This is a genomic window from Burkholderia sp. BCC0322 (assembly GCF_902833045.1).
Classification (GTDB): Bacteria; Pseudomonadota; Gammaproteobacteria; order Burkholderiales; family Burkholderiaceae; genus Burkholderia.
This window is the reverse complement of sequence record NZ_CADFDU010000021.1, coordinates 23,679-44,296: the sequence shown is the minus strand read 5'-3', so window position 1 is coordinate 44,296 and position 20,618 is coordinate 23,679. Positions and strand designations below refer to the sequence as shown.

16 protein-coding genes are annotated in these 20,618 nt (G+C 62.9%); 15 read left to right on the top strand and 1 reads right to left on the bottom strand.

What is annotated here, in order from left to right:
* Nucleotide 1: 1 nt before the first annotated feature.
* From traN to HWX39_RS33830, 6 genes are all read left to right on the top strand, one after another.
* Nucleotides 2–1,267 carry a conjugal transfer protein TraN gene (gene traN / locus HWX39_RS33855; RefSeq protein ID WP_244135148.1) on the top strand — a complete coding sequence of 422 codons (1,266 nt, stop codon included), beginning with the start codon at nt 2–4 and terminating at the stop codon, nt 1,265–1,267.
* Complete coding sequence (locus HWX39_RS33850; RefSeq protein ID WP_175971904.1) at nt 1,264–1,656, top strand: hypothetical protein; 393 nt, start codon at nt 1,264–1,266, stop codon at nt 1,654–1,656. The genes traN and HWX39_RS33850 overlap by 4 nt, the downstream gene beginning before the upstream one ends.
* A gap of 58 nt (nt 1,657–1,714) precedes the next feature.
* Nucleotides 1,715–2,212, top strand: coding sequence for a hypothetical protein (locus HWX39_RS33845; protein WP_175971903.1), 498 nt, complete (start codon nt 1,715–1,717; stop codon nt 2,210–2,212).
* Nucleotides 2,213–2,273: 61 nt separating this feature from the next.
* Complete coding sequence (locus tag HWX39_RS33840) at nt 2,274–3,086, top strand: conjugal transfer protein TraF (RefSeq protein WP_175971902.1); 813 nt, start codon at nt 2,274–2,276, stop codon at nt 3,084–3,086.
* Complete coding sequence (locus tag HWX39_RS33835; RefSeq protein WP_175971901.1) at nt 3,086–4,531, top strand: conjugal transfer protein TraH; 1,446 nt, start codon at nt 3,086–3,088, stop codon at nt 4,529–4,531. The genes HWX39_RS33840 and HWX39_RS33835 overlap by 1 nt, the downstream gene beginning before the upstream one ends.
* A gap of 2 nt (nt 4,532–4,533) precedes the next feature.
* The gene (locus HWX39_RS33830) at nt 4,534–8,910 is read left to right on the top strand and encodes a conjugal transfer protein TraG N-terminal domain-containing protein (RefSeq protein ID WP_244135147.1); all 4,377 of its coding nucleotides are present in this window, start codon (nt 4,534–4,536) and stop codon (nt 8,908–8,910) included.
* A 37-nt stretch (nt 8,911–8,947) separates the two neighbouring features.
* Here HWX39_RS33830 and HWX39_RS33825 read toward each other — a convergent pair whose 3' ends face one another.
* Nucleotides 8,948–9,340 (bottom strand): hypothetical protein, encoded by a 393-nt coding sequence (locus tag HWX39_RS33825; protein ID WP_175971900.1) that lies wholly within the window; start codon nt 9,338–9,340, stop codon nt 8,948–8,950.
* Between the two features lie 263 nt (nt 9,341–9,603).
* On the opposite strand from HWX39_RS33825, the gene HWX39_RS33820 reads away from it, so the two are divergent.
* From HWX39_RS33820 to HWX39_RS33780, 9 genes are all read left to right on the top strand, one after another.
* Nucleotides 9,604–10,230: a phospholipase D family protein gene (locus tag HWX39_RS33820; RefSeq protein ID WP_175971899.1), complete on the top strand. Its 627-nt coding sequence runs from the start codon at nt 9,604–9,606 to the stop codon at nt 10,228–10,230.
* 45 nt (nt 10,231–10,275) lie between these two features.
* Nucleotides 10,276–10,524 (top strand): hypothetical protein, encoded by a 249-nt coding sequence (locus tag HWX39_RS33815; RefSeq protein WP_175971898.1) that lies wholly within the window; start codon nt 10,276–10,278, stop codon nt 10,522–10,524.
* 14 nt (nt 10,525–10,538) lie between these two features.
* Nucleotides 10,539–12,518 (top strand): zeta toxin family protein, encoded by a 1,980-nt coding sequence (locus tag HWX39_RS33810; RefSeq protein WP_175971897.1) that lies wholly within the window; start codon nt 10,539–10,541, stop codon nt 12,516–12,518.
* A gap of 8 nt (nt 12,519–12,526) precedes the next feature.
* Nucleotides 12,527–12,943 carry a hypothetical protein gene (locus HWX39_RS33805; RefSeq protein WP_175971896.1) on the top strand — a complete coding sequence of 139 codons (417 nt, stop codon included), beginning with the start codon at nt 12,527–12,529 and terminating at the stop codon, nt 12,941–12,943.
* A 52-nt stretch (nt 12,944–12,995) separates the two neighbouring features.
* Nucleotides 12,996–13,394 (top strand): outer membrane protein assembly factor BamE, encoded by a 399-nt coding sequence (bamE, locus tag HWX39_RS33800; protein WP_124619279.1) that lies wholly within the window; start codon nt 12,996–12,998, stop codon nt 13,392–13,394.
* A 121-nt stretch (nt 13,395–13,515) separates the two neighbouring features.
* Nucleotides 13,516–14,037 carry a hypothetical protein gene (locus HWX39_RS33795; RefSeq protein WP_175971895.1) on the top strand — a complete coding sequence of 174 codons (522 nt, stop codon included), beginning with the start codon at nt 13,516–13,518 and terminating at the stop codon, nt 14,035–14,037.
* Between the two features lie 50 nt (nt 14,038–14,087).
* A complete protein-coding gene (locus HWX39_RS33790; protein WP_175971894.1) occupies nt 14,088–14,573 on the top strand; it encodes a hypothetical protein in 486 nt (161 codons plus the stop codon).
* Entirely contained in the window at nt 14,570–15,052 is a 483-nt protein-coding gene (locus tag HWX39_RS33785) for a protein-disulfide reductase DsbD N-terminal domain-containing protein (protein ID WP_175971893.1), read from the top strand. Before HWX39_RS33790 ends, HWX39_RS33785 begins: the two co-directional genes overlap by 4 nt.
* A 309-nt stretch (nt 15,053–15,361) precedes the next feature.
* Entirely contained in the window at nt 15,362–20,605 is a 5,244-nt protein-coding gene (locus HWX39_RS33780) for a YadA-like family protein (RefSeq protein ID WP_244135146.1), read from the top strand.
* Nucleotides 20,606–20,618 lie beyond the last annotated feature (13 nt).

Sequence of the window (20,618 nt, the reverse complement as noted above, 5' to 3'; positions counted from 1 at the left end):
CATGATCCTCGCCCGCGCCGTCGGCTGCATTGGCTTCGCGATGACGATCGCGCTTGTCGCGACACCGGTTGCGCATGCCACACCCACCTGCCAGCGCACCGGATCAACCTGCGTCGAGCCGGCAGCTACCCGTGTCATCAACGGAATCCCGCTCTATCAGGATTGCTGGAACTACCAGGATACCTACGAATGTCAAGCGGCCTCCACCGTTAACGACTGTACGCCATTGGTGCAGCAAGGCTGCGGCGTGGTCGGCCAGCAGTGCGTGTCATACAACGATGCGTCGCCAGGCAGCTGCGACACGATGCAGTACACCTATCAGTGTCTAGATACGCCCGCGCATACGACGACCGTGACCCAATGCACCAACACGATGTGCGCGCCGGGCGCCGGTTGCTTCTCCTCGAGCAGCGGAGCGGACGGTGCGCTCGGCAAGGTCGTGACCGGCCTCGAGACCGGGCGCGAAGCGGGTGCCTACGGCGTCGGCGGGGGTAACGTGAACATCTTCAAGGGTTACGACAGCAGCTGCTCGATCAAGGTGCTGGGCGGCCTGGAAATCAAGAGTTGCTGCACCAGCAACGGTGGCGGCGCCGCGTATTCGAACAATGCGATCGGCAGCGCCGCGGTGAGCGCAGGCCTGTCGATCGCCGGTACGGGAGCCAAACAGGGCATCGCGCTTGGGTCGAAATATGTCTTCGACCAGCTTTACGAAACAGTCGACAGCTCGATCGTCAACTCCGGGCTTCTGCAGATGGGTGCCTGGGCCGATAGAGCGCTGGCCACCTCCGGAAATTTTGGGGCCTTCGGGTTTCAATTCTCGTTCTCGTTGTCGAACGGTATTTCCTTCGTCGACTTCAATCCGTACGTGTTCGGCGCCGAGATCGCCGCGCAACTTGTCCAGATGTGGCTCGCATGTACGTCTGATGAGCAGGTGCTCAGCCTCAAGCGCGGCCAGAACCTGTGCGTTCAGTACAACCAGGGCTGCTCCAAGCGCGTGCTCGGCGTGTGTGTCGAGGAGAAGAAAAGCTACTGCTGCTTCAACTCGCTGATCGCGAAGCTCGTCAACCAGCAGGGCAAGGCGCAGCTTGGCATCCCGTTTGCAGGCTGTGGTGGCCTCACTGCGGATCAACTGCAGCAGATCGACTTTTCGAAGATCGACTTTACAGAATTCGTCAATTCCATCCAGTCCAAGGCCGTCGACCAGGACGCGATTCTGCAGCGCGTACGGCAATCGATCGGCTCCGGCGGTAAGGGGGCGTTCCAATGAAACGCATTGCCTCTCTCACATGCGCCGCGATGTTGTTCGTATCCGCCCAGGCGGCGCACGCGGGCAGCTACGACGACTTCAGCGCGGTGCTCGTGGACGCGATTGATCACGGCTCGGCATTCGGCGCACTGCGTGGACCCGTCGCTAACTCCCTGATTGCCAAGCTGCGCGCAAATGGCCCGGTTTACGTCACCGCTCGCCCGATCGACGACTTGCCGCGCCCTGGTTGCAAGCGTCTCGATGTCCTGTTCGACATCCGTGGCGTGCAGACCGAGGCCGGTGAAACGAGCGGTCGTCTCGACGTGAAGATGAACTACTGCCGTGATCGCGTGCCGCCCATCGGATTGATGCCGGCCGCACCAACGCAACCCGCTGGAGAAATACGGTGATGTCGCGGCACGCATCGATCGCTCATATCCCACCCTTCGTCACGCAGGAGCTCTGACCATGTCCATCGAAAGTATGTTTCCTTCTTCGCATGTCCATTCGAACTGGCACCAGGCGCTGCTCGCTAGCCTGCCGTGCTACGTCCGTCGCCTGGTCGTGACCTGCGTGATTATGCCGGCGGCGTTGCCCGGGATTGGGCTCGCGATGCTCAATCATGGGTCGTTCACTGGCATCGCGACGACCGTGCTCGAAAAAGCAGCGGGCACGGGCACGAGTCCGGACACGATTCGCGTCGAGTCGTGCGCTGACCCGGTTGGGCAACACGCGCCCTCCCCTGTCTGCACTCAGAAGCGCACCGCAGACGTTTCCATTTCAACGCTTGCGCCTCAGCTCGGCCGCGGTCTGATCACGGTGTGGCTCTTTGTGGCGACGGTCATGCTCGTGCTGGATCTGATCTATTCGCCGTCATCGCCTCTCGCGTTGCGTCGACGCCTGGACTGGATTGGACGCCGGCGCGCTGAACAGAGCCGTGGAAACGGTGAGGGAGCGGCCAAGTGAAGCTCCAGATCGCGATCACCAGCATGCACGCGGTGCATGCATCCTCAGACAGGGTGCATTCATGATCAGATTCCGTCGAATCGACGCGGCCGCGTCGATCGTCCTTGCCGGCGCGATGCTGGTGTCGAACACCGCACGCGCAGACGGTCTGAACTACCAGTCTGCGTGGCACTGCGATGGCCAGGAGAAATTCAACTGGTACTGCGATGACGATGACAAGCCGGCGGCACCGACCGGCGCGAGTGCGATCAAGCCAGCCGATCCCGACGACTTCGATCAGATCAAGTCGGCCGACGAGATGCGTGAGGCGTTGAAGCACCGCCTCGACGTCGCCAACATGGACCCGACGCCCGAGCACATCAAGGCGTACATCAAGCTCTGGGAGTACGTGCAGCAAAAGAGCGCCGTGTTCGCTGATCAATGGCGCCGTGTCGTGTGGCAGAACCCGGCCCTCGACTACTCGCTCAAGCGGCCGACCAACAACGTCGCGGTCCATACCTACGACCAAACGCGCGACTCCGACCAGGACGCGCAGCTGCGTGCGCTCGCACAGAAGCACGGTCTGATCTTCTTCTTCCGGTCGGACTGCCCGTACTGCCATGCGATGGCCCCAACCATTGTGTTGCTGGCGAAACGTTACGGCGTTGATGTGCTGCCGGTGTCGCTCGACGGTCGCGGTATCGCTGAGTTTCCAAGCCCTACCGCCGACCACGGTCAGGCATCGGTCTGGGGCGTGAAGCAGGTGCCTGCGCTTTTCATCGCGTCGAAAGAGACCGGAGATCACGCCATGATCGGCTCGGGAACGATGTCTCTCCAGGACATCATCGATCGCATCTTCGTTCTGACTGCCTCGCAGCCAGGGGAGCTCTTCTGATGAAACCGACACGCTGGATTGCCGCGCTCACTGCTGCCGTGCTCGCCATCGCCCCGATTTATGCGCAGGCGATGTCGATGCAGCAAGTCTTCGATTCGATCAACGCAATGGGCAACGTATCGAGCCCGCGCGCGTTGCAGGGTGAGACGATGAATATGTACAGCGGCGGCAGCGTGTTCATGCGCACGCCACACAAGACCTACCAACTGGCGAGTGTCACTGCGCCGGAATGGGGTGCCGGCTGCGGTGGCATCGACCTGTTCACCGGTGGCTTCAGCTTCATCAACAAGGAGCAATTCGTCGCGCTGCTGCGCAACATCGGTTCGAATGCCCTGGGCTACGCGTTCAAGCTTGCCCTGCAGAACCTGTGCCCGACGTGTGACAACGTGATGCAGTCCTTGCAAACCATCGCACGTGACGTCAACCGCATGAATATCGATTCGTGCCAGGCTGCCGAGGGCATTGTCAATGCCGTCACGCCGGTTGCATGGAAGAAAGAGCAGGCAAATCTGGCCGACACCCTGGGTCCCTTCACGAACCTGTATTCGGATATGACCGATGCCTGGACGAATATCTCGAACAACTCGGCACAAGCGGCCCAGACGATCAACACGGCTACCGCGTCTGACGCCAACCTCGCAGCCAAGGCACCCTACGGAAATGTGACCTGGCAGGCACTGCAGCAACTGCCGGACCTGAGCATTTCCGATCGAGAGTTCTTGATGTCTTTGGTCGGTACGGTCATCTTCCCGGACCCGTCCGACTCGGGCGGCAATGAGGTGAATCCGGTCTTCCTGCCGCGCATCGGTAGCCTCACGGTGCAGGACCTGGTCGGCAATGATCCTTCGTCGAATACCGGCAATACGATCCAGGTGTACGTCTGCGACGAGAACACCAAATGCCTGAACCCGTCGGTGCAGGAGATCGGCTACACCCCTTTCCGTGCGCTCGTTCAGCAGAAGCTGCAGGTGATCACGGATGCGATCGCAGCCCGCTCGCCAATGCCCAACCCGGACGACACGTTCCGCTTCCTGAGCATGACGGACCTGCCGGTCTACAAGATGATTGCGGTCGGCACGCGGCTGAACAACTCGACGCTTGCCGATCAGCTGATGAGCACCTACCAATCGTTGATCGCAGCCAAGTACGCCGAGGCGTATATCCACGGATCTGCTGAAGACCTTCGGCGTGCGATCGCGCGCTACGGCACGGTGAAATCCAGCACGTCGCTGCTGGACCAGGCCACGAAGCTCAACACCAATATCGACACGGTCGAAGCGGAAGCACGCAGTGTCGTGATGCAGGCGTTTAGCCAGACATCGAATGCATGGCAACTGGTCGAGCAGCTCCAGTCGATCGAGCGTGCCGTGCACGCCAATGTCTCGTCGTCGCTGCGTAACTCGCTCGCGTTCGGCCAGACCTTGAATGGTGGGGGCACGCAATGAACATGGAGATAGACACCTACGGCAACGTCGATACCTTGTACTACGTGATGCAAGGCATCGCGTCGTTCATGGGCAGCGGCACGTGGACGGGCCTCATTCGCTACACGTTGCTGAGCGGTGTGGTGATCTGGACGATCGTGGCGATCGGTCGGAAGGGTTACGAGATTTTCCGATGGTTCATCGGCGCGCTCCTGATGACGCAGCTGCTGTTACTTCCCGTGGAGAACGTGTTCATCACCGACGTGAACAATGTGCAGCCGACCCGGGAGGTGGATCACGTCCCGGTCTACCTGGCGGCGGTCGCACAGAGCTTCACGCTGATTTCCCGCGTGCTGACACAGTCCTACGAGACGGTGTTCGGCGTACCGGATACGCTCACCTTGAAGAAGGGAGACGTTGGATTTGGCATTTCGGTGCTGCAAAAGGTCGATAGGGCCGAGATCACCGATCCGGGTCTGCATGCCGATCTGATCCAGTTCTTCAAGGAATGCACGGTCTACGACATTCAAGACGGCGCGATCGATCCGAAGACCATCATGAGCGGGACGGACCCGTTTAATACCGTGTTCACGTCTACCAGCCCGGCGCGGTACGTCACCACGAACACCCTCACCGCGAACCCGACGACGGACACGTGTTCGGCTATTGGCACGTTGCTGCTGATGCGCGTGCAGGACGCGGAACAAGCAGCCGAGCAGATGTACGGCAGCGAAATGTATCCGGAGATCTCCAATCCCACCATGGCGAAGGCGGAATTCGTCAACGCGATTGGTGATTCGTACGGCTTCATCCTTCAGTCGTCGCAGAACGCGTCGTCGGCGCTGCGTCAGGCGATGTTCAACAACGTGTGGCGCCAGGCAGGTGCCGAGCTGCCCGCGATGCTGAATGATCCCGCACGCGTCGCCGAGGTTAATGCGCTGATGAGTTCGGCGCAGGCGGCTGTCGCCACGAACGGTTCACTGTCCAGCATGGCAATCCTGGCGAAGAACACGCTGCCGACCGTTCGGAACTACGCCGAGGCGATCATCTACGCGGTCTTCCCGCTCGTTCTGGTGCTGTGTCTGATCAGCGGCGCGGATGCGGCGAAGCGAATTCTCGCGATGTACGCGAAATCGGTGGCGTGGATATCGATTTGGCCGTTGCTCTTTGCCGTGATCAATGGGCTATCGATGATCCACCTCAGCCATGTGATGCGCTCGATGTCGCTGCAGGCCGGCGTGCCGTTCGGGATGTCGGCGAAGTTCGGCTCGACGTTGCTCGACGAGCAGGCGCTGCTTGGATACATGGTGATCATTACCCCGCCACTGGCGTGGATGCTGATCAACTTTGCATCGACGGGTGTCGTCGGCGCCTTCTCTCAACTTAGCAGCGTGCTGACCGGCCCGGCGCAGCAAATCGGCGGCCAACAGGCGCAAGGTGACGAAAACATTGGCAATGTCCATATGGATTCGTCGTCGATCGACAACGCTTCGCGCAACGTGACGTCGGCCAACAAGTACGACAGCACGGTGCAGTCGCGCACCGGCTCGATGAACGTCGATACCGGGACTGGATCGGCCTTCACGAATTTCGCGAATGGGCTCATCGCACGAACCGACTATCAGAACAATCTGGGCGTGTCGGCTAGCTCGCAGGATTCGTTCGAGCGGTCGCTCGGCACCGATTCGTCGACGGGCGTCGCCGCAAACCGAACCAACTCCACGTTCTCGGGCCGCGAGCAGCTCGCGTCGAGCACGAACAGCGTCACGAATAGCCAAGAGCGCGGCAACACGCAACGTGCGTCGGATGATTCCAGCTCGGGAACGCGTGGGTCGTCTACCCAATCTGGTGAGCGGCGAACCGCGCATGATCAGCAGTACGCGATAGATCAGTCGCACTCTGTCGACGGAGTAACGTCGGCGGGTGCCAAAGGGTCGATCATGCTTGGAGGCGGCTTTTCCAAGTCGTTTGGTGACGATGGGTCGCCGGCCGGCAACGCAGGCGGTGGAGCGGGCGGCTCGTCTGGTGGTAACGGGCGTGGGACTTCTGGAAGTGGCCGGCCGGGCGCAAGTAATCCGGCTGTGAACTCGCCGTTGTTCAACCAGGCGGAGGAAGACAAGCTTGCAGGAAAAGCACAGTCACTTGGTAAATCGCCGCAGGAAGTGCAGGCGATTCGAGATGCCTATCGCTCGAAGGTGCGTGCTGCCGACTATGCAAATGGAGGAGGTACAGGAAAGGGGCAGTCGAGTCTGAAGCTCGGTCTCGATCTCTCTGGTGAAGGTGGATATACCAAGTCATGGCGAAATTCGGACGCACAAAAATTTGTCGATCAATACAGTAGTTTGGGTGCGTACACCGAAAGCGATCAGGTCAGCCACGAAGGGACGCAGATGCACAGCGACTCCACCGGGATGGATTCGGGCCAGCATGTTCGTCGGGACCACACTGCGTCACTGACGGACCAGGTTTCTTCTGGCTCACGTGTTGCGGCGGATCTGTCCCGAAGCGCAGATGTGCGTCAGCGTGGATCGACGCAAACGGTTTACCGCGTCGATACCTCGACCAACCTGATGACGCCGGAGAACCTGCAGGCGGTCGCAGCGCGAAACGGCATGCGGTATAGCCAGTTGATGACCCTGCCCACGCCGGAGATTGCACGGCTCGTCGCCGAAGACGGACAGATGCGTGAGCTCGTCGTACGCAATTCCACATTGCCGACCACGGCGCGCGACGGATCTGCTCTGCCCGCGAGCGGGGCCGATGTGGTTCGCCAGAACCAACGCAATCAGGCCGGTGTTGGCGCAAGCGCGCCCACCGCGTTTCAGCGTTTTGCGGGCGCTGTTGGCCCCGCGGACACGACACCCCTCGATATTGCGACGCTGATGCCCCAAGTCGTAACCGACGCGCAACAGCGGGTAGACGCCACGCGACAACGGGTCACAAACGAGTCCGCCGCGCCGATCAAACAGGTACACGATCACGTCGATCCTTCCGGGAACAACAAGCCACTCATGACGTCCGAGCGGGCACCAGGCCGCGCGCTTTCACCTGCGCCGACGTCGGCGCCAGCGTCTGACGACACGGCGCCCCTCACGGCGTGGAGAAATTCGATTCAGCCGTTCGCACCGGCTGGTGCAGCAGCATCCCCCACAGTAGTTGAAAAGTTCCTGAACCCGAATGCGACGGGAAATGGACCGACGTTGGAAGCCGCTCGCGGGGCGGGTATTGGCACGTCCTCCTCTGGCTCGCAACCGCGCCTGTCAGAGTCTGATTTCAGGATCGTGGCTTTGCCGGCGGGCAACGACCAGCTGCCTGATGGGCAAGGTGGCAGTCAGGCTGGCGGTGCTTTTGGCCGAGCCACGACGGCCTCGCCTGCAATGCGACCGACTCCTGCGACGTCCGTGAAGCGCGGCGACGGCGAGGCTATCTCGGCGCCGACGAACACAACTAGTCTGACCGGCGCCGGCACTCACAAAGCGACCCCTGTACCCGGTGAGGCGCCGGTAGTTTCGCGACCGGTATCAGCTCCCACCACCACGGTCGATGCTGGCGCGGAGCATGGGGGCGTGGCGCGTCCGATTGACTCGAATCGTGAGCAGCGGTCGGCTGGCGCTGGGACGCCCACTGCTGCCTCGCCGACCGCCATGATTAACCGAAGTGGCGGCCTCCCTTCGTCGGCTGCGGCGAATACCAACAGTCAGCGCGGGGCTGCAGGCGACAAAGCTCGCTCGGTCGCGGCCGCACCAGGCGCAATCGTGCAACCAGGTTCTGTCTCCCCTATTTCGACGACCCAAGCGGCTTCGAAGCAAGACGGAGCGGCCCGCCCCACTGTTGCGAGTCGAATCCCGCCAGTTGCGGGTTCCACCAGGTCAGTGACTGCTGCGCCGACCGCTTCCATCGAGCGTAGCGGCGGCGTTTCGGAGATGGTGCCGACAACCGGGACGGGACGCAGCGGTGCACGGATTGACAACGCGAAATCTGATCGCGCTGGGCCGAGTACGTCCACCCCCGCACGGCCAGCCGCCCCAGGGAGTTCGACGGTCGCATCAGCAATTGCAGGCGGCAGGGATTCGAGGGCGGATGGTGGCAACAGCCCGAGCGTTGTACCGCAAGGTGCGGGGGGGCAAGGCAACGCGAAGTTCGACCACGTACCGGTCAGCCAGTTGCCAGCAGTTGGAGGCGCGATGCCCGTTGCTCCCTCGCAGTACGTCGAACCATCGAACGCTGGGGCGGCATCGGCAAATGCAGCACGGGGCGAATCGGAGGTAAGCGGGCCGGCAACTTCGCCAAGTGCTCTTGCGTCGTTGAATCGGCCTGAGCGCGGGGTTGGGGAGGACGGACGTGTGGTGAAGGCGATTCCAAGTACGGATGCGGAAGGCATTAACCCCACTGACCAATGAAAAGGGGGCTTGCAGCCCCCGGAAGCTAAATCATTAATCAATGACGCCAATCGCTATGACTCATCTGATTTCGTTGGTCTCTCCAGAACCAATCGTTACAAAGATCGCTGCTTGTATTGTCGCTCGAACTAGCCTTGTTCCAGCCGTCACCGTAGTGCCCGTCAGTCATGACGAGATGGCCAAGCTTGACTGCAATGGCCAACTGGGCGAACACGCCGAAGATGCAGGAAAGGAGCGCGCCGAATGCCAAAATGGCAAAAGGCAGCTGCATTCCCGTAATGACGATGGCTGCAATCAGCAATGTAATCAGGTAGCTCCACATGATTTTTCGGTAAGCGGTCCGGCCACTTCGCGACGCAATGAACGATGTGAAAACCGAGAAAATAATTGCGGCCAATACGGCCATGAAATTCGCAAGCACATAATCCATGATGAGCGTCCCCGTACGCAATTAATGTTGACGTTACGCCTTATTTGGCGTAGTGGCAAGTTAATCGTTAATGACGTAATTCGCCGCGGCGTTAATTCGTTTACGTCTCGTATTTGCGTGATATCGACGGTGAGTCGAGTTCGCGCTGTGGCGCTCACCATTCCCGCTCTGCTTCTCGCCGCCTGCGCGGCGCCGCACACCGGTGACAGCTGCCCCGGACCCTATGCCGCTGCGGGCCAGACCTCCCACGTCGGGAGGCCTGTATGAAATTCCTTCTCTGCCTGGCGGTCGTCGCCGGTGTCGGCTATTACGTGCTGCACGACGGCTCGACGCCAGATTTGGGCAGTCTGCCGTCGTCGGTTGGTCATTTTGCGAGCGGCCTGAAGCATCCGGCGGAAAGCTCCGCACATTCGGAAAGCTCTGGCTTCGCCGACCGCGCCTCGGTGCAATTCGCCACCTCGCCCGATGGCCAGGCCGAGGCGCTCGTGCTGAGCGTGATCGACAGCGCGCAGTCGGAGCTCGACGTCGCCGCATACGAGCTCACCAATCGCCGGATCGTCACCCACCTCATTGAGCGCGCCCACGCAGGCGTGCAGGTCCGCGTCGTCCTCGACCGCTCCCAGCTCGACGGCCGCGGCTCGAAGCTCGCCGATCTCGTGGCCGCTGGCATCCCGGTGCGCATCGACATGGCCGTGCCGCTTATGCACGACAAGTTCATCGTCGCCGATGGGGATACGACGCAGACCGGGTCGATGAACTACACGCAGGCCGGCGCGTACCACAACGCCGAAAACGTCCTCGTCATCTGGCACCACGCGACGGTTGCCGCCGCAGTGCGCACTGCCTGGATGCGGCTCTGGAACGAATCCAAACCATTCCCGGCTGTTTGATCCGGGACGTACGCACGCATGCCCACTTTTTCACAGGAGAACACGATGCCTCACGTCGATTACGAAGTCGCCTGCCAAACGATCGGCCAACTGATCGCCCACCAGGTCACGGTCATCGCGGAAGAAGAGTCGCGCAGCCAGCCGGATGTTGCGCGCGTGGCTACCGCGGATGCTGAACGCAAGGTGCTGGTCGCCGCGCGCGACGCTCTGCAGCCGGACGACGACGTCGCGATTGCACATGCGCTGGCCGAGTACGGCCCGCGCGCCCGGCAGCTGAACGCCGATCGCGCCTGATACCGGAGCCCATCATGGACACAATTCCGGATGTCGTGATGCAACGCGCGTATGCGCGCGTGGAGCGGGAGGCAATCGAGGGCAGCCGCGAGCAGGCCGAACCGAAGGCGATCCTCATCGGTGGCCAGCCTGGTGCCGGTAAGACAGCCCTCGCGCGCCAGGCGATGGGGGAGCTCAAAGAACGTGGCGGTGCCGTGTTGATTGATGCGGACCGTATGAGAGAGAACCTCCCGCAGTACAGCCGGCTTCTTCGCGACGATCCGCAACACGCCGCAGACCTGACGCATGTCGACGCCGGTCGCTGGGCGGGCCGGTTGACCACGGCTGCATCCGAAGCACGCCGCGATCTTGTGGTCGACGGCACGATGCGCAATCCCGAGAGCCTTCGCAATCTCGCGCGGCGGCTCAACGAGCGCGGCTACACGCTGGAGGTTCGAGGCGTGGCCATGCCAGCCGAAGTGTCGCTTACGCGCGCGCAAATGCGAACCGAGCGGGAGATCGCCACGATGGGTGTTGGGCGCGTGGTCAATCCCGAGCAGCATGATCAGGCGTATGCCGGCATGGTGGAAACCGTCGCGTTGCTCGAGCGCGAGAAGGCGGTGGATCGAATCCTGGTCGTCGATCGGCACCACCGCGAGGTGTACCGCAACGAATTGCATCAGGGCGAGTGGCGGGAGCCGCAGGCCGCCGCGGCGTCGATCGTACGTGAGCGCGAGCGTCCGATGACGCACGACGAGCTCACCAATCACGTTCGAATGCTCGATGACATCCAGGAGGCGCGTACCTTGCGCGGCGCACCCGCCCCGGAGATCGCCGACATCGTGCAGCGTCGCGAACACGCGCTGGCAATCCAGCACGGTACTGCGCAAGTACTGACCCCTCGAGCGCCCGGCGAGGATAGCTCGTCGCCGGAACCTGGCTTGCGCGACATCCTCCGTTCGATGACGCGCGACGTGCCGAACCTCGGGGGGCACTATTCCGATCCGGTCGCCGCGGAAATCGCTGCGTCCAGGCACCTGCCGGCGCTCGAGGCCAAGTTGCGCGAACTCGGAATGTCCCGCCTGACGCCGCTGGATGCCGGCGCGTCGTCTGTGGTACTGGCGGCCGACGACAAACACGTGGTGAGGCTCGGTACCGGTGATCTTGCTGTTCGACCGAAGAATCCCGAAGTCCTGCAGCCGGTTGCGAGCGGCACGGAAGGAAATCTGCGATACGAGGTTATGCCCCGCGCGGATATGCGTGGCATTACACCCGCCGATGTCGAGCGCACGGCCGAAGCACTTCGGCAGCGCGGGTATCACTGGGGTGATCAGGGTGTCGACAATGTGGGCGTCGTGGATGGTCGTGTCGTCGTCGTGGATCCGGGCGGCATCGAACCGGCGCGCGAGCGGCAAGCGCTGGCACCTACGCACCAACCCGAGCAGGCAAAGTCGGAGGTCGAAGTCGACACGGTGCGGGCGCCGCGCCGGCACGTCGTCGACCACGCTCGCGACGCCGAGCGCGGCCGCGCCTTCGACACGCTGGGTCGGGATCAAGCGCTTGCCCTCTTCCCCGAGCTCGACGCCGCTTACCAGCATCTCGAAACGCGGACCTCGATCAGCACGGTCCCGCACAGCGAAATCGAGCGCGCCAACCTGTCCGAGCAGATTCACCGCGGCCAGTTGCCCGAGGGCGAGGTGCCGGACGACGTCTCTCGCCGGGCGATCGGCCTGGCCGGCGATCACCACAACCTGATCCTGCGCGACGCGCAGCAGCTGGAACGCCATTACCGCGGCGAGGTGCTGGCCAACTCGACGCACCACTCGCTGGTCAAGATCGGTCAGACCGTCGGCATCGTCTATCCGCGCGATCGCTTGTCCCGCGACGTCGAGGTGGGCGAGCAGGTGGCGATTCAGTATTCGCCGGATAGCGCGCTGCACCAGGTCAAGGAGCGCGATCACGAGGCCGAGCGTGCGGATCGATCGTACGACCACCAGCATGCGATCGAGCGATAGGAGCTGCCATGTTCCCATTCAACCGCCCCAAACGTCTGCGACCGGTCCCGCATTTCACGCGGCTGTATCTCGCCGAGCGCCGCCATGTTCGCCGAAGGATGTGGACCAGCCCGCGGCTGCTTCGCATCGAAGCGGACTGGGCAACGCGCTACGTCGCGCAATGGCTCGCGTTCTGCTGGCTGGCGTGGGCGCCTTCGCTGTTCCTCTGGGGGCAGTTGATCGCGAACGGATTCCACCTGGATGACCCGATCGTCGTCGTGCCGCACTCGTCGCTAGCGAAGTACGCGCTCGCCGGCATCGTCGTCTCGCTGCTCTACGTCAGATGGCGACCGTACATCAGCTATGTCGAGCTGCAAGTGAGGCGCCACATGGACGACTGGTATCGCGCTGTATGTGAAGCCGAGCGATCCGGTCGACTGTATTAGCCGAACAACGAATCACCATTTTTTGACTGTTCATCACACTGCGAGGAAGACCATGAAATTCACGAAGAACACGCTCCTGATCGTCGCGCTGTCGGCCGCCACGTTGCTCGCTGGCTGCGCCACCACTGGTAACGAGCATCTCGAATCTGCCACCCAGGCGAGCGTTCAGTCGCAGATCCAGCAGGGCAAGAGCACGAAGCAGGAAGTTCAGGATGCCTTCGGTTCGCCGAACAAAACCACGTTCACCGATTCGGGACTGGAAATCTGGACCTACGAGCTGGCGCACGCCACGCCGCACGCGATCAACTTCGTGCCGATCGTCGGCGCGTTTGCGCACGGCGCCGACGTGCGCAAGAAGACTTTGACCGTGCTTTTCGACGACAGCGGTGTCGTCAAGAAATACACCTTTGCTGAAACGACGGATGTGGCCAAGGGAGGCATCGGCCAATAAGCGCCATCACTGAATTGATCCCCGGAAGTGTGTGTACCCATTTCGCACTTCCTTTGACGCCAGCCGGCTGGCCCGGCTGGTCTTTTTTTCCCGACATCACGTATCTGCGGAGGCACCAGCAATGAATCGACATCGCGCATCTTCCATCGAGCGCCGGCGAGCGGCCGCAGCGATCGCGTGGCCCGATGGCACGCTGATCCTCACCAATCCCGATCCTGCTGCGCAACGCACGCTGAAGCGACTCGGGATCGCTTTGGCGGCCGCGGCTTGCCTGTTCGCCATCACCGGCACCGACGGTCCCCTGCAAAAGTGGGGGCGTTCGCGCGACTACCTTGACATGCGCCCCGCGATGGAGTCTGCGATGAGGGACGGGAATCGCGCTGCAGGTACCTGGCTCGCCGTTCATTTCAATCGCGACTATCCGGGTTTGCTGCAGACGGAGGCCGACGCAGGTGAGCCGACTGCGATGTACCTGGTTGCCCGCATGCAACTGCAGAAACACGCTGACGCCAAGTCTGCCGCAGGTCATGCGTCGGCTGGAGTCGATCCGGATGGTGAGAGCGGAATGCGGCTCATGCGGCGCGCCGCAGCGGCAGGTAATCAGGACGCCCTGCGCTACGTGCTCACCCATTCTGACAAATGACCAGCACGATGCAATTCGACATGCACGCAGCGCGTAAAGGAGAACTTTGTATGCGCACACTCTCCCGTCGCCATTCAGCTCATCGCCGACATGTGCGGATCATGCTCGCCGTGCTGACGGTCGGCACCTGGATGCTGATAGCACCCATTGCTTCCCTGGATGCGCTCGGCTTCTGGAACAGCGCGGAACCCTTGTTCATCGCCACGATTTTTACGGCATTCCTTTTCTTACCGGCGGTACGTTTGACGTGTACCCAGCGCGGGTCATGGAGCGCGCTACGCCGTGCGCAGCGCGGGCTGCGTGATTTTGGCATGGGCGTCGCCCTGCTTTGCATGCTGGCGATGATCGTCATCGTCTGGAACTTTGATTCGCCGCCGGCAGCGCCGCGGGCAGCCATCGCCGAAACTGCATTCGACTTGTGTTTCGACGGGATGGTAGCAGGCGCAACGCTGTCCCTCTGGAGCTTATTGGTGCTGCCGATCTTGCATGGCCTGGTCCGTGCGGAATTGGCGTGGAAGAAGCGAGGTGCGCGATGACTAACCGAACTCGGGTTGTGCTTCGTTTCGCCGTGGCCTCGTCGCTGGCGTTGCTGGCTTGCATCCTGAGCACCCTGCTCGCACGTTCCGCACACGCCCAGGAATTTCTTTCTCCGGACCAAGCGTTTCGAGTTCGTATGACCGAAGAACGCGGCGCGGTCGTCCTCCACTTCGCGATCGCAGATGGTTATCGGCTCTACGGCGATCGCTTTCGGGTCGTGAGCGATGACGGCCGGGCACGGCTCGGCGCGATCCAGCGCGGCGCAGGCAGCTTCGTCACCGATCCGAGCGCGGGGCGTTCAGTGGAGGTGTTCGAGCACGAGGTGAGGTTGCGGGTGCCGGTCAACGCACACGACATGTTCGGCCTGATCGTGATCTATCAAGGCTGTGCAATCAACCAGATTTGCTACGCGCCAATGCAGCGGACGTTTCCCGTGATTGCCGCTGCGCTGTTGGGCCAGTCGGGGACCGCTCGATGACGGCCACGTTGTCTCGGTTTGCCCGGGCGGGCGAGGCGCGCGTCCAGTACGTCTATGCGGTCTGCACGACGGACGCCAGTTCGCCGGCGCGGTTCGGATACCTCCATGCCGCGCGGCAACACGCGATCGCGCTGGGCCGCGCTCGAGATGCATCGAAATCAGCTGAGCCGGATCGCCGGTGCTGCTGAAAAAACACCCCTCTGTTCCCGGAATCTTGGCGGAGGACAGGAACAGAGGGTTCCAGGCCCTGCGCGAACGCAGGTGTAACCGTCCCGTAGACCGGGATCTCGATGTTTAGCGGGGATTGTAATGAAAATCATGAAAAGACCCACACCAACCGGACTATCGATCGCGATCGCCGCCGCGCTCGCATCGACGTCCGGCGAAGCGCTTGCGCAGACTGCTGGCAACGGTTCGCTGGAAAACGGAAATGGCGCTGTCGCGGCTGGTGACTATTCCATTGCCTTCGGGACCGGAGTCAACTCTATCGGGCAGCGGTCGCTGACCTTTGGTTATGCGTCGACTGCGGTTGGATCCGATTCGATCGTAATCGGTACGTCCAGTACCGCGCAGACGAATGGTGTCGCGATCGGGAATGCGACAGTGTCCGGCACGAATGCAACTGCGATGGGACCGGCTGCCACCGCCGCAGGTATTGGATCCGTGGCCGTCGGTGCCGGCTCGTACGCTGGAGGCTCGGGCATAGCACTGGGAGCTGGAGCGTCCGCAGCCGACAACTACTCCATCGCGATCGGCCAGAGTTCTTACGCCAGTTCTGGGGACATCGCGGTCGGAATAGGCGCCACGGCGACCGCCGCAAATTCAGTGGCCATCGGTGCGAACAGCTACGATGGCGGCCGTCAAAACGTCGTAAGCATGGGCGCCCCCGGGCACACGCGCAGCGTCATCAATGTGACGGCAGGAACGCAGGCGACTGACGCTGCAAACGCGGGCCAACTGCCCGGCACGATCAGCGGCAATGTGGTGACGATGGGGAACGTGCTGGCACCGAACTCCGTTTCGGGGACGGTTACGGTGACGAACGTTGCTGCCGGCACGCTTTCGGCCTCGAGTACGGATGCCGTGAACGGTTCGCAGCTGTTCACGATGAATCAGGCTGTTGCCAATGCGACCAATTCGGTCACAAACATGACGAACGCCCTCAAGACGGGCACTGTCGGCCTCGTGATGCAGATCGGTGGGGCGCCAGGCGTCGGCGTGATCGCGATCGCTTCACAGACCGGCGGAACATCCGTCAATTTCACAGGCACGAGCGGTGCTCGCACGCTGTCCGGCGTCGCGGCGGGCACGGCGACGACCGATGCAGTCAACGTCGGGCAGCTCAACGCGGTTTCGGGTGCGGTGGCGAATAGCGTGCAATACGACACCGCCGGCCGCACATCAGTCACGTTCGGCGGAACCGCGCCCGCAGCGCCGGTCACGCTCACGAATGTGGCAGCCGGCACACTATCGGCCTCGAGCAGCGATGCGGTGAATGGCGCGCAGCTGTTCGCGACGAATCAGGCGCTGGCGGGCACGGCATCGATGGCGAATTCCCTGTCGACAGAAGTTTCCGGCAACACAGCCAGCATCACGAGCTTGTCGACTGGTGCGGCGTCCGCGCTCGCCTCCCTTTCAACAGGGCTGGCCGGCATCGACGGGACGGTCACGAGCCTGTCCACGAGCACGGCGGCAGGTTTTGCATCGCTGTCGACGTCGACCGCTCAAATGGTCGGAAGCCTGTCAACGAGCGCGGTTAGCGCAATCACCACACTGTCGACCAGTACCGCCCAGTCGGTCACGTCCTTGTCGACGGGCCTCACGAACAACACTGCCAGTATCGCGAACTTGTCGAGCAGTACAGCGGCAGGTTTCGGTTCGCTCTCGACCGGGCTGGCCGGCGTCGAGGTGAAGGTTGCGAGTGTGTCGACGACAACGGCTGCAGGCTTCGCGTCGCTGTCGACCGGTCTCGCGAACAACACGGTGGGGATCACGAACCTGTCGAGCAGCACTGCGTCAGGTTTCGGCTCGCTCTCAACCGGCATGGCCAGCATCGATGCGACGGTCGCGAGTTTGTCCACGAACACTGCTGCAGGCTTCACGTCGCTGTCGACCGGTCTCGCGAATAACTTGGCGAGTATCACGAACCTGTCGAGCAGCACTGCGTCAGGTCTCGGTTCGCTCTCAACCGGCCTGACCGGCATCGATGCGACGGTCGCGAGCTTGTCCACGAATACGGCGGCAGGCTTCACTTCGCTGTCGACGTCGACCGCTCAAACGATCACGAGCTTGTCCACGAGTACGGTCAGCGCGATCGCGACTATGTCGACCAGCACCAACCTGGCGATCGCCTCGCTGTCCACCACGACAAGCCGGTCGATCTCGTCTCTGTCGACCAGCGTTTCCGATCACGGTACGGCACTCTCGGCACTTCAGTCGGGTCTGGTGGCTGGGACTGTCGGGCTGGTTCAGCAAATTGGTGGCGCGCGCGCCGGCACGATCACGGTTGGGGCCGGCACCGGCGGCACTGCGCTGAACGTCGCTGGCACGGCCGGCGCGCGCCAGGTCAAGGGTGTGGCTGCGGGCACTGACGCCACAGACGCGGTCAACCTGCAGCAGTTGCAGGGTGTGGCCGCACAGACCGGCGCGATCGGCTCGAGCGCGGTCGCCTACGATGATGCGTCACATACGCGCGTGACCTTTGGTGCTGCAGGGGCGCCCGTCACTCTGGCCAACCTCGCTGACGGTGCCCTGAGCGCGAGCAGCACCGACGCCGTCACCGGTCGGCAGCTCTTCGCCGCCGAGCAGGCGACGAACGCCAACGCGGGCGCGCTCACGGCCCTCTCCACTTCGACGCAGGCCGCGACGATTTCGCTCTCGACGGGCGTCGCAAGTACCGTCGGCTCGATCGCGAGTCTCTCGACCAGTACCAATGCAACTCTTTCGTCCTTGTCGACAGGCATGTCTCAAGGTTTGGTATCACTTTCGACGGGCTTGTCTGCTATTGACGTCAGTGTATCGAGTCTTGCGTCCAGCTTGGCAACCGGGACAGTAGGACTGGTTCAGCAAACTGGTGGCGCCAGCACCGGCACAATCACAGTTGGCGCTGGCACCGGCGGCACCGTGCTGAACGTCGCTGGCACGGCCGGCGTGCGCCAGGTCAGGGGTGTGGCTGCCGGCACTGACGCCACCGATGCGGTCAACCTGCAGCAGCTGCAGAGCGTGGCCGCACAGACTGGCGCGATCGGCTCAAGCGCGGTCGCCTACGATGATGCGTCGCACACTCGCGTGACGTTTGGCGCAGCAGGCGCGCCCGTCACGTTGACCAACCTCGCAGATGGTGCCCTGAGCGCGAACAGCACCGACGCCGTCACCGGTCGGCAGCTCTACGCCGCCGAGCAGGCGACGAACGTCAACATGGGCGCTATCGCAGCCCTGTCCACATCGACACAGGTGGCTTCGTCGTCGTTGTCGACGGGAATCGCCAATAACGGCGTCTCGATCGCGAGCCTCTCGACCAGCACGAACGCATCTCTTTCGTTCCTGTCGACAGGCTTGTCGTCGACCAACGTCAGCGTGTCTGCCCTTGCGTCCGGCTTGGTAGCTGGCACCGTCGGGCTGGTTCAGCAAAGTGGCGGCGCCACCACCGGCACGCTCACGATCGGCGCCGGCACCGGTGGTACCGCGCTCGACGTCGCCGGCACTGCCGGGGCACGTCAGATCAAGGGCGTGGCCGCCGGTACGGACGCTACCGACGCAGTCAACCTGCAGCAGCTGCAGGGCGTGACGGCCGCCGTGGGCGCTGTCGGCGCCGGCGCTGTCTCCTACGACGACGCGACGCATTCGCATATCACGCTCGGCGGGCGCACTGCTGGATCGCCCGTTACGCTCACGAACGTCGCCGACGCCGCATTGACGGCTACCAGCACGGACGCCGTAGCCGGCCGGCAGCTCTACGACGCCAACCAGGCGATCAGCAGCAACACTGCTTCGATCGCAACGCTGTCGACGTCGACGGGCATCGCCGTGTCGTCGCTTTCGACCAGCGTGGCTGGGAGTGGCGCGACGCTTGCCGCGCTGCAATCGGGACTGGCGGCCGGCACGATCGGCCTGTTGCAGCAAACCGACGGCATGAGCACCGGCACGCTCACAATCGGCGCCAACACCGGCGGCACCACGCTCAACGTCGCCGGCACGGCGGGCCCGCGCCAGGTCAAGGGCGTGGCGGCCGGCACCGATGCCACGGATGCGGTCAATCTGCAGCAGCTGCAGGGCGTGGTGGCTCAGGCGGGGGCGATCGGCGCGAGCGCGGTCGCTTATGACGATGCGTCGCATACGCGGGTCACGTTCGGCGTGCCCGGTGCGCCCGTCACCCTTTCCAACGTCGCCGACGCCGCCTTGACGGCGAACAGCACCGATGCAGTCTCAGGACGCCAACTGTACGCAACGAATCAGAGCGTCTCGGCGTTGGCCGGCCAGCTCGCCACGGGCACCGTCGGACTCGTCCAACAACGGGGCGGGTCGAGTGTTGGCGTCATTACGATCGGTGCCGGAACCGCCGGTAGCACCATCGACGTCAGCGGCATCGCGGGCGCTCGGCGCGTTTCCGGCGTGGCAGCCGGTGTGAACGTTACCGATGCAGTCAACGTCGGCCAGCTGAATCAGGTTATCGGAACGGTCAATACGATCGCCGGCAACGCCTTGTCCTACGACGATCCCACCAAGCTGAACGTGACGCTCGGAGGTCTCGGCGCAGGCGCTGCCGTCACCATTCACAACCTTGCGCCCGGCGCACTTTCTGCGGCCAGCGCGGATGCGGTCAACGGTGGCCAGCTTTTCGCCACGAATGCAAACGTCGCTGCGAACACCAGCGCAATCAACGCGCTGTCCTCCCGGCTCGGCGCGATCCTGCCGTCAAGGTTGAGTCAGACCCCACCCGAGCCCGGCGAGGGCAGCCTCAAATATGCGGCCTTCAACAGCACCGGGGCCGGTTCTGTCGCAACCGGGACGGACGCGATGGCGATTGGCAGCAATGCGCTTGCCATCGGCGATCGCAGCGCCGCGATCGGTCTTGGCGCATCTACGTCTGGGGCCGGTTCGATCGCCATCGGCAGTACCTCCGCAGCCACAGGTGCCAATGCGGTGGCGCTGGGTGCCGGCTCGGTGGCCGACCGCGACGACTCGGTGTCGATCGGTAATGCCACGACGGGTGTGACGCGAACCCTGACCAACGTCTCGGCCGGCACGGCGCCGACCGATGCAATCAACGTCCAGCAGCTGAACGATTCGGTGACGAGTCTGAGCAATCGCATCGAACATGACCGGCGTGACGCCAATGGCGGTATCGCCGCGGCCGTAGCGATCGCCAGTCTGCCCCAGGCGCCGGCACCCGGAAAGAGCATGGTGGCCATCGGAGGGGGGACGTACGGCGGGCAGTCCGCGATGGCGCTCGGCATTTCAAGCTATGCCGGCCGCTGGATCCTCAAGGCGAACGGCTCGACCGATACGCGCGGCACCGTGGCCGCCGGCGTCGGCGCTGGCTTCGTTTGGTAATCAAGGAGATCTG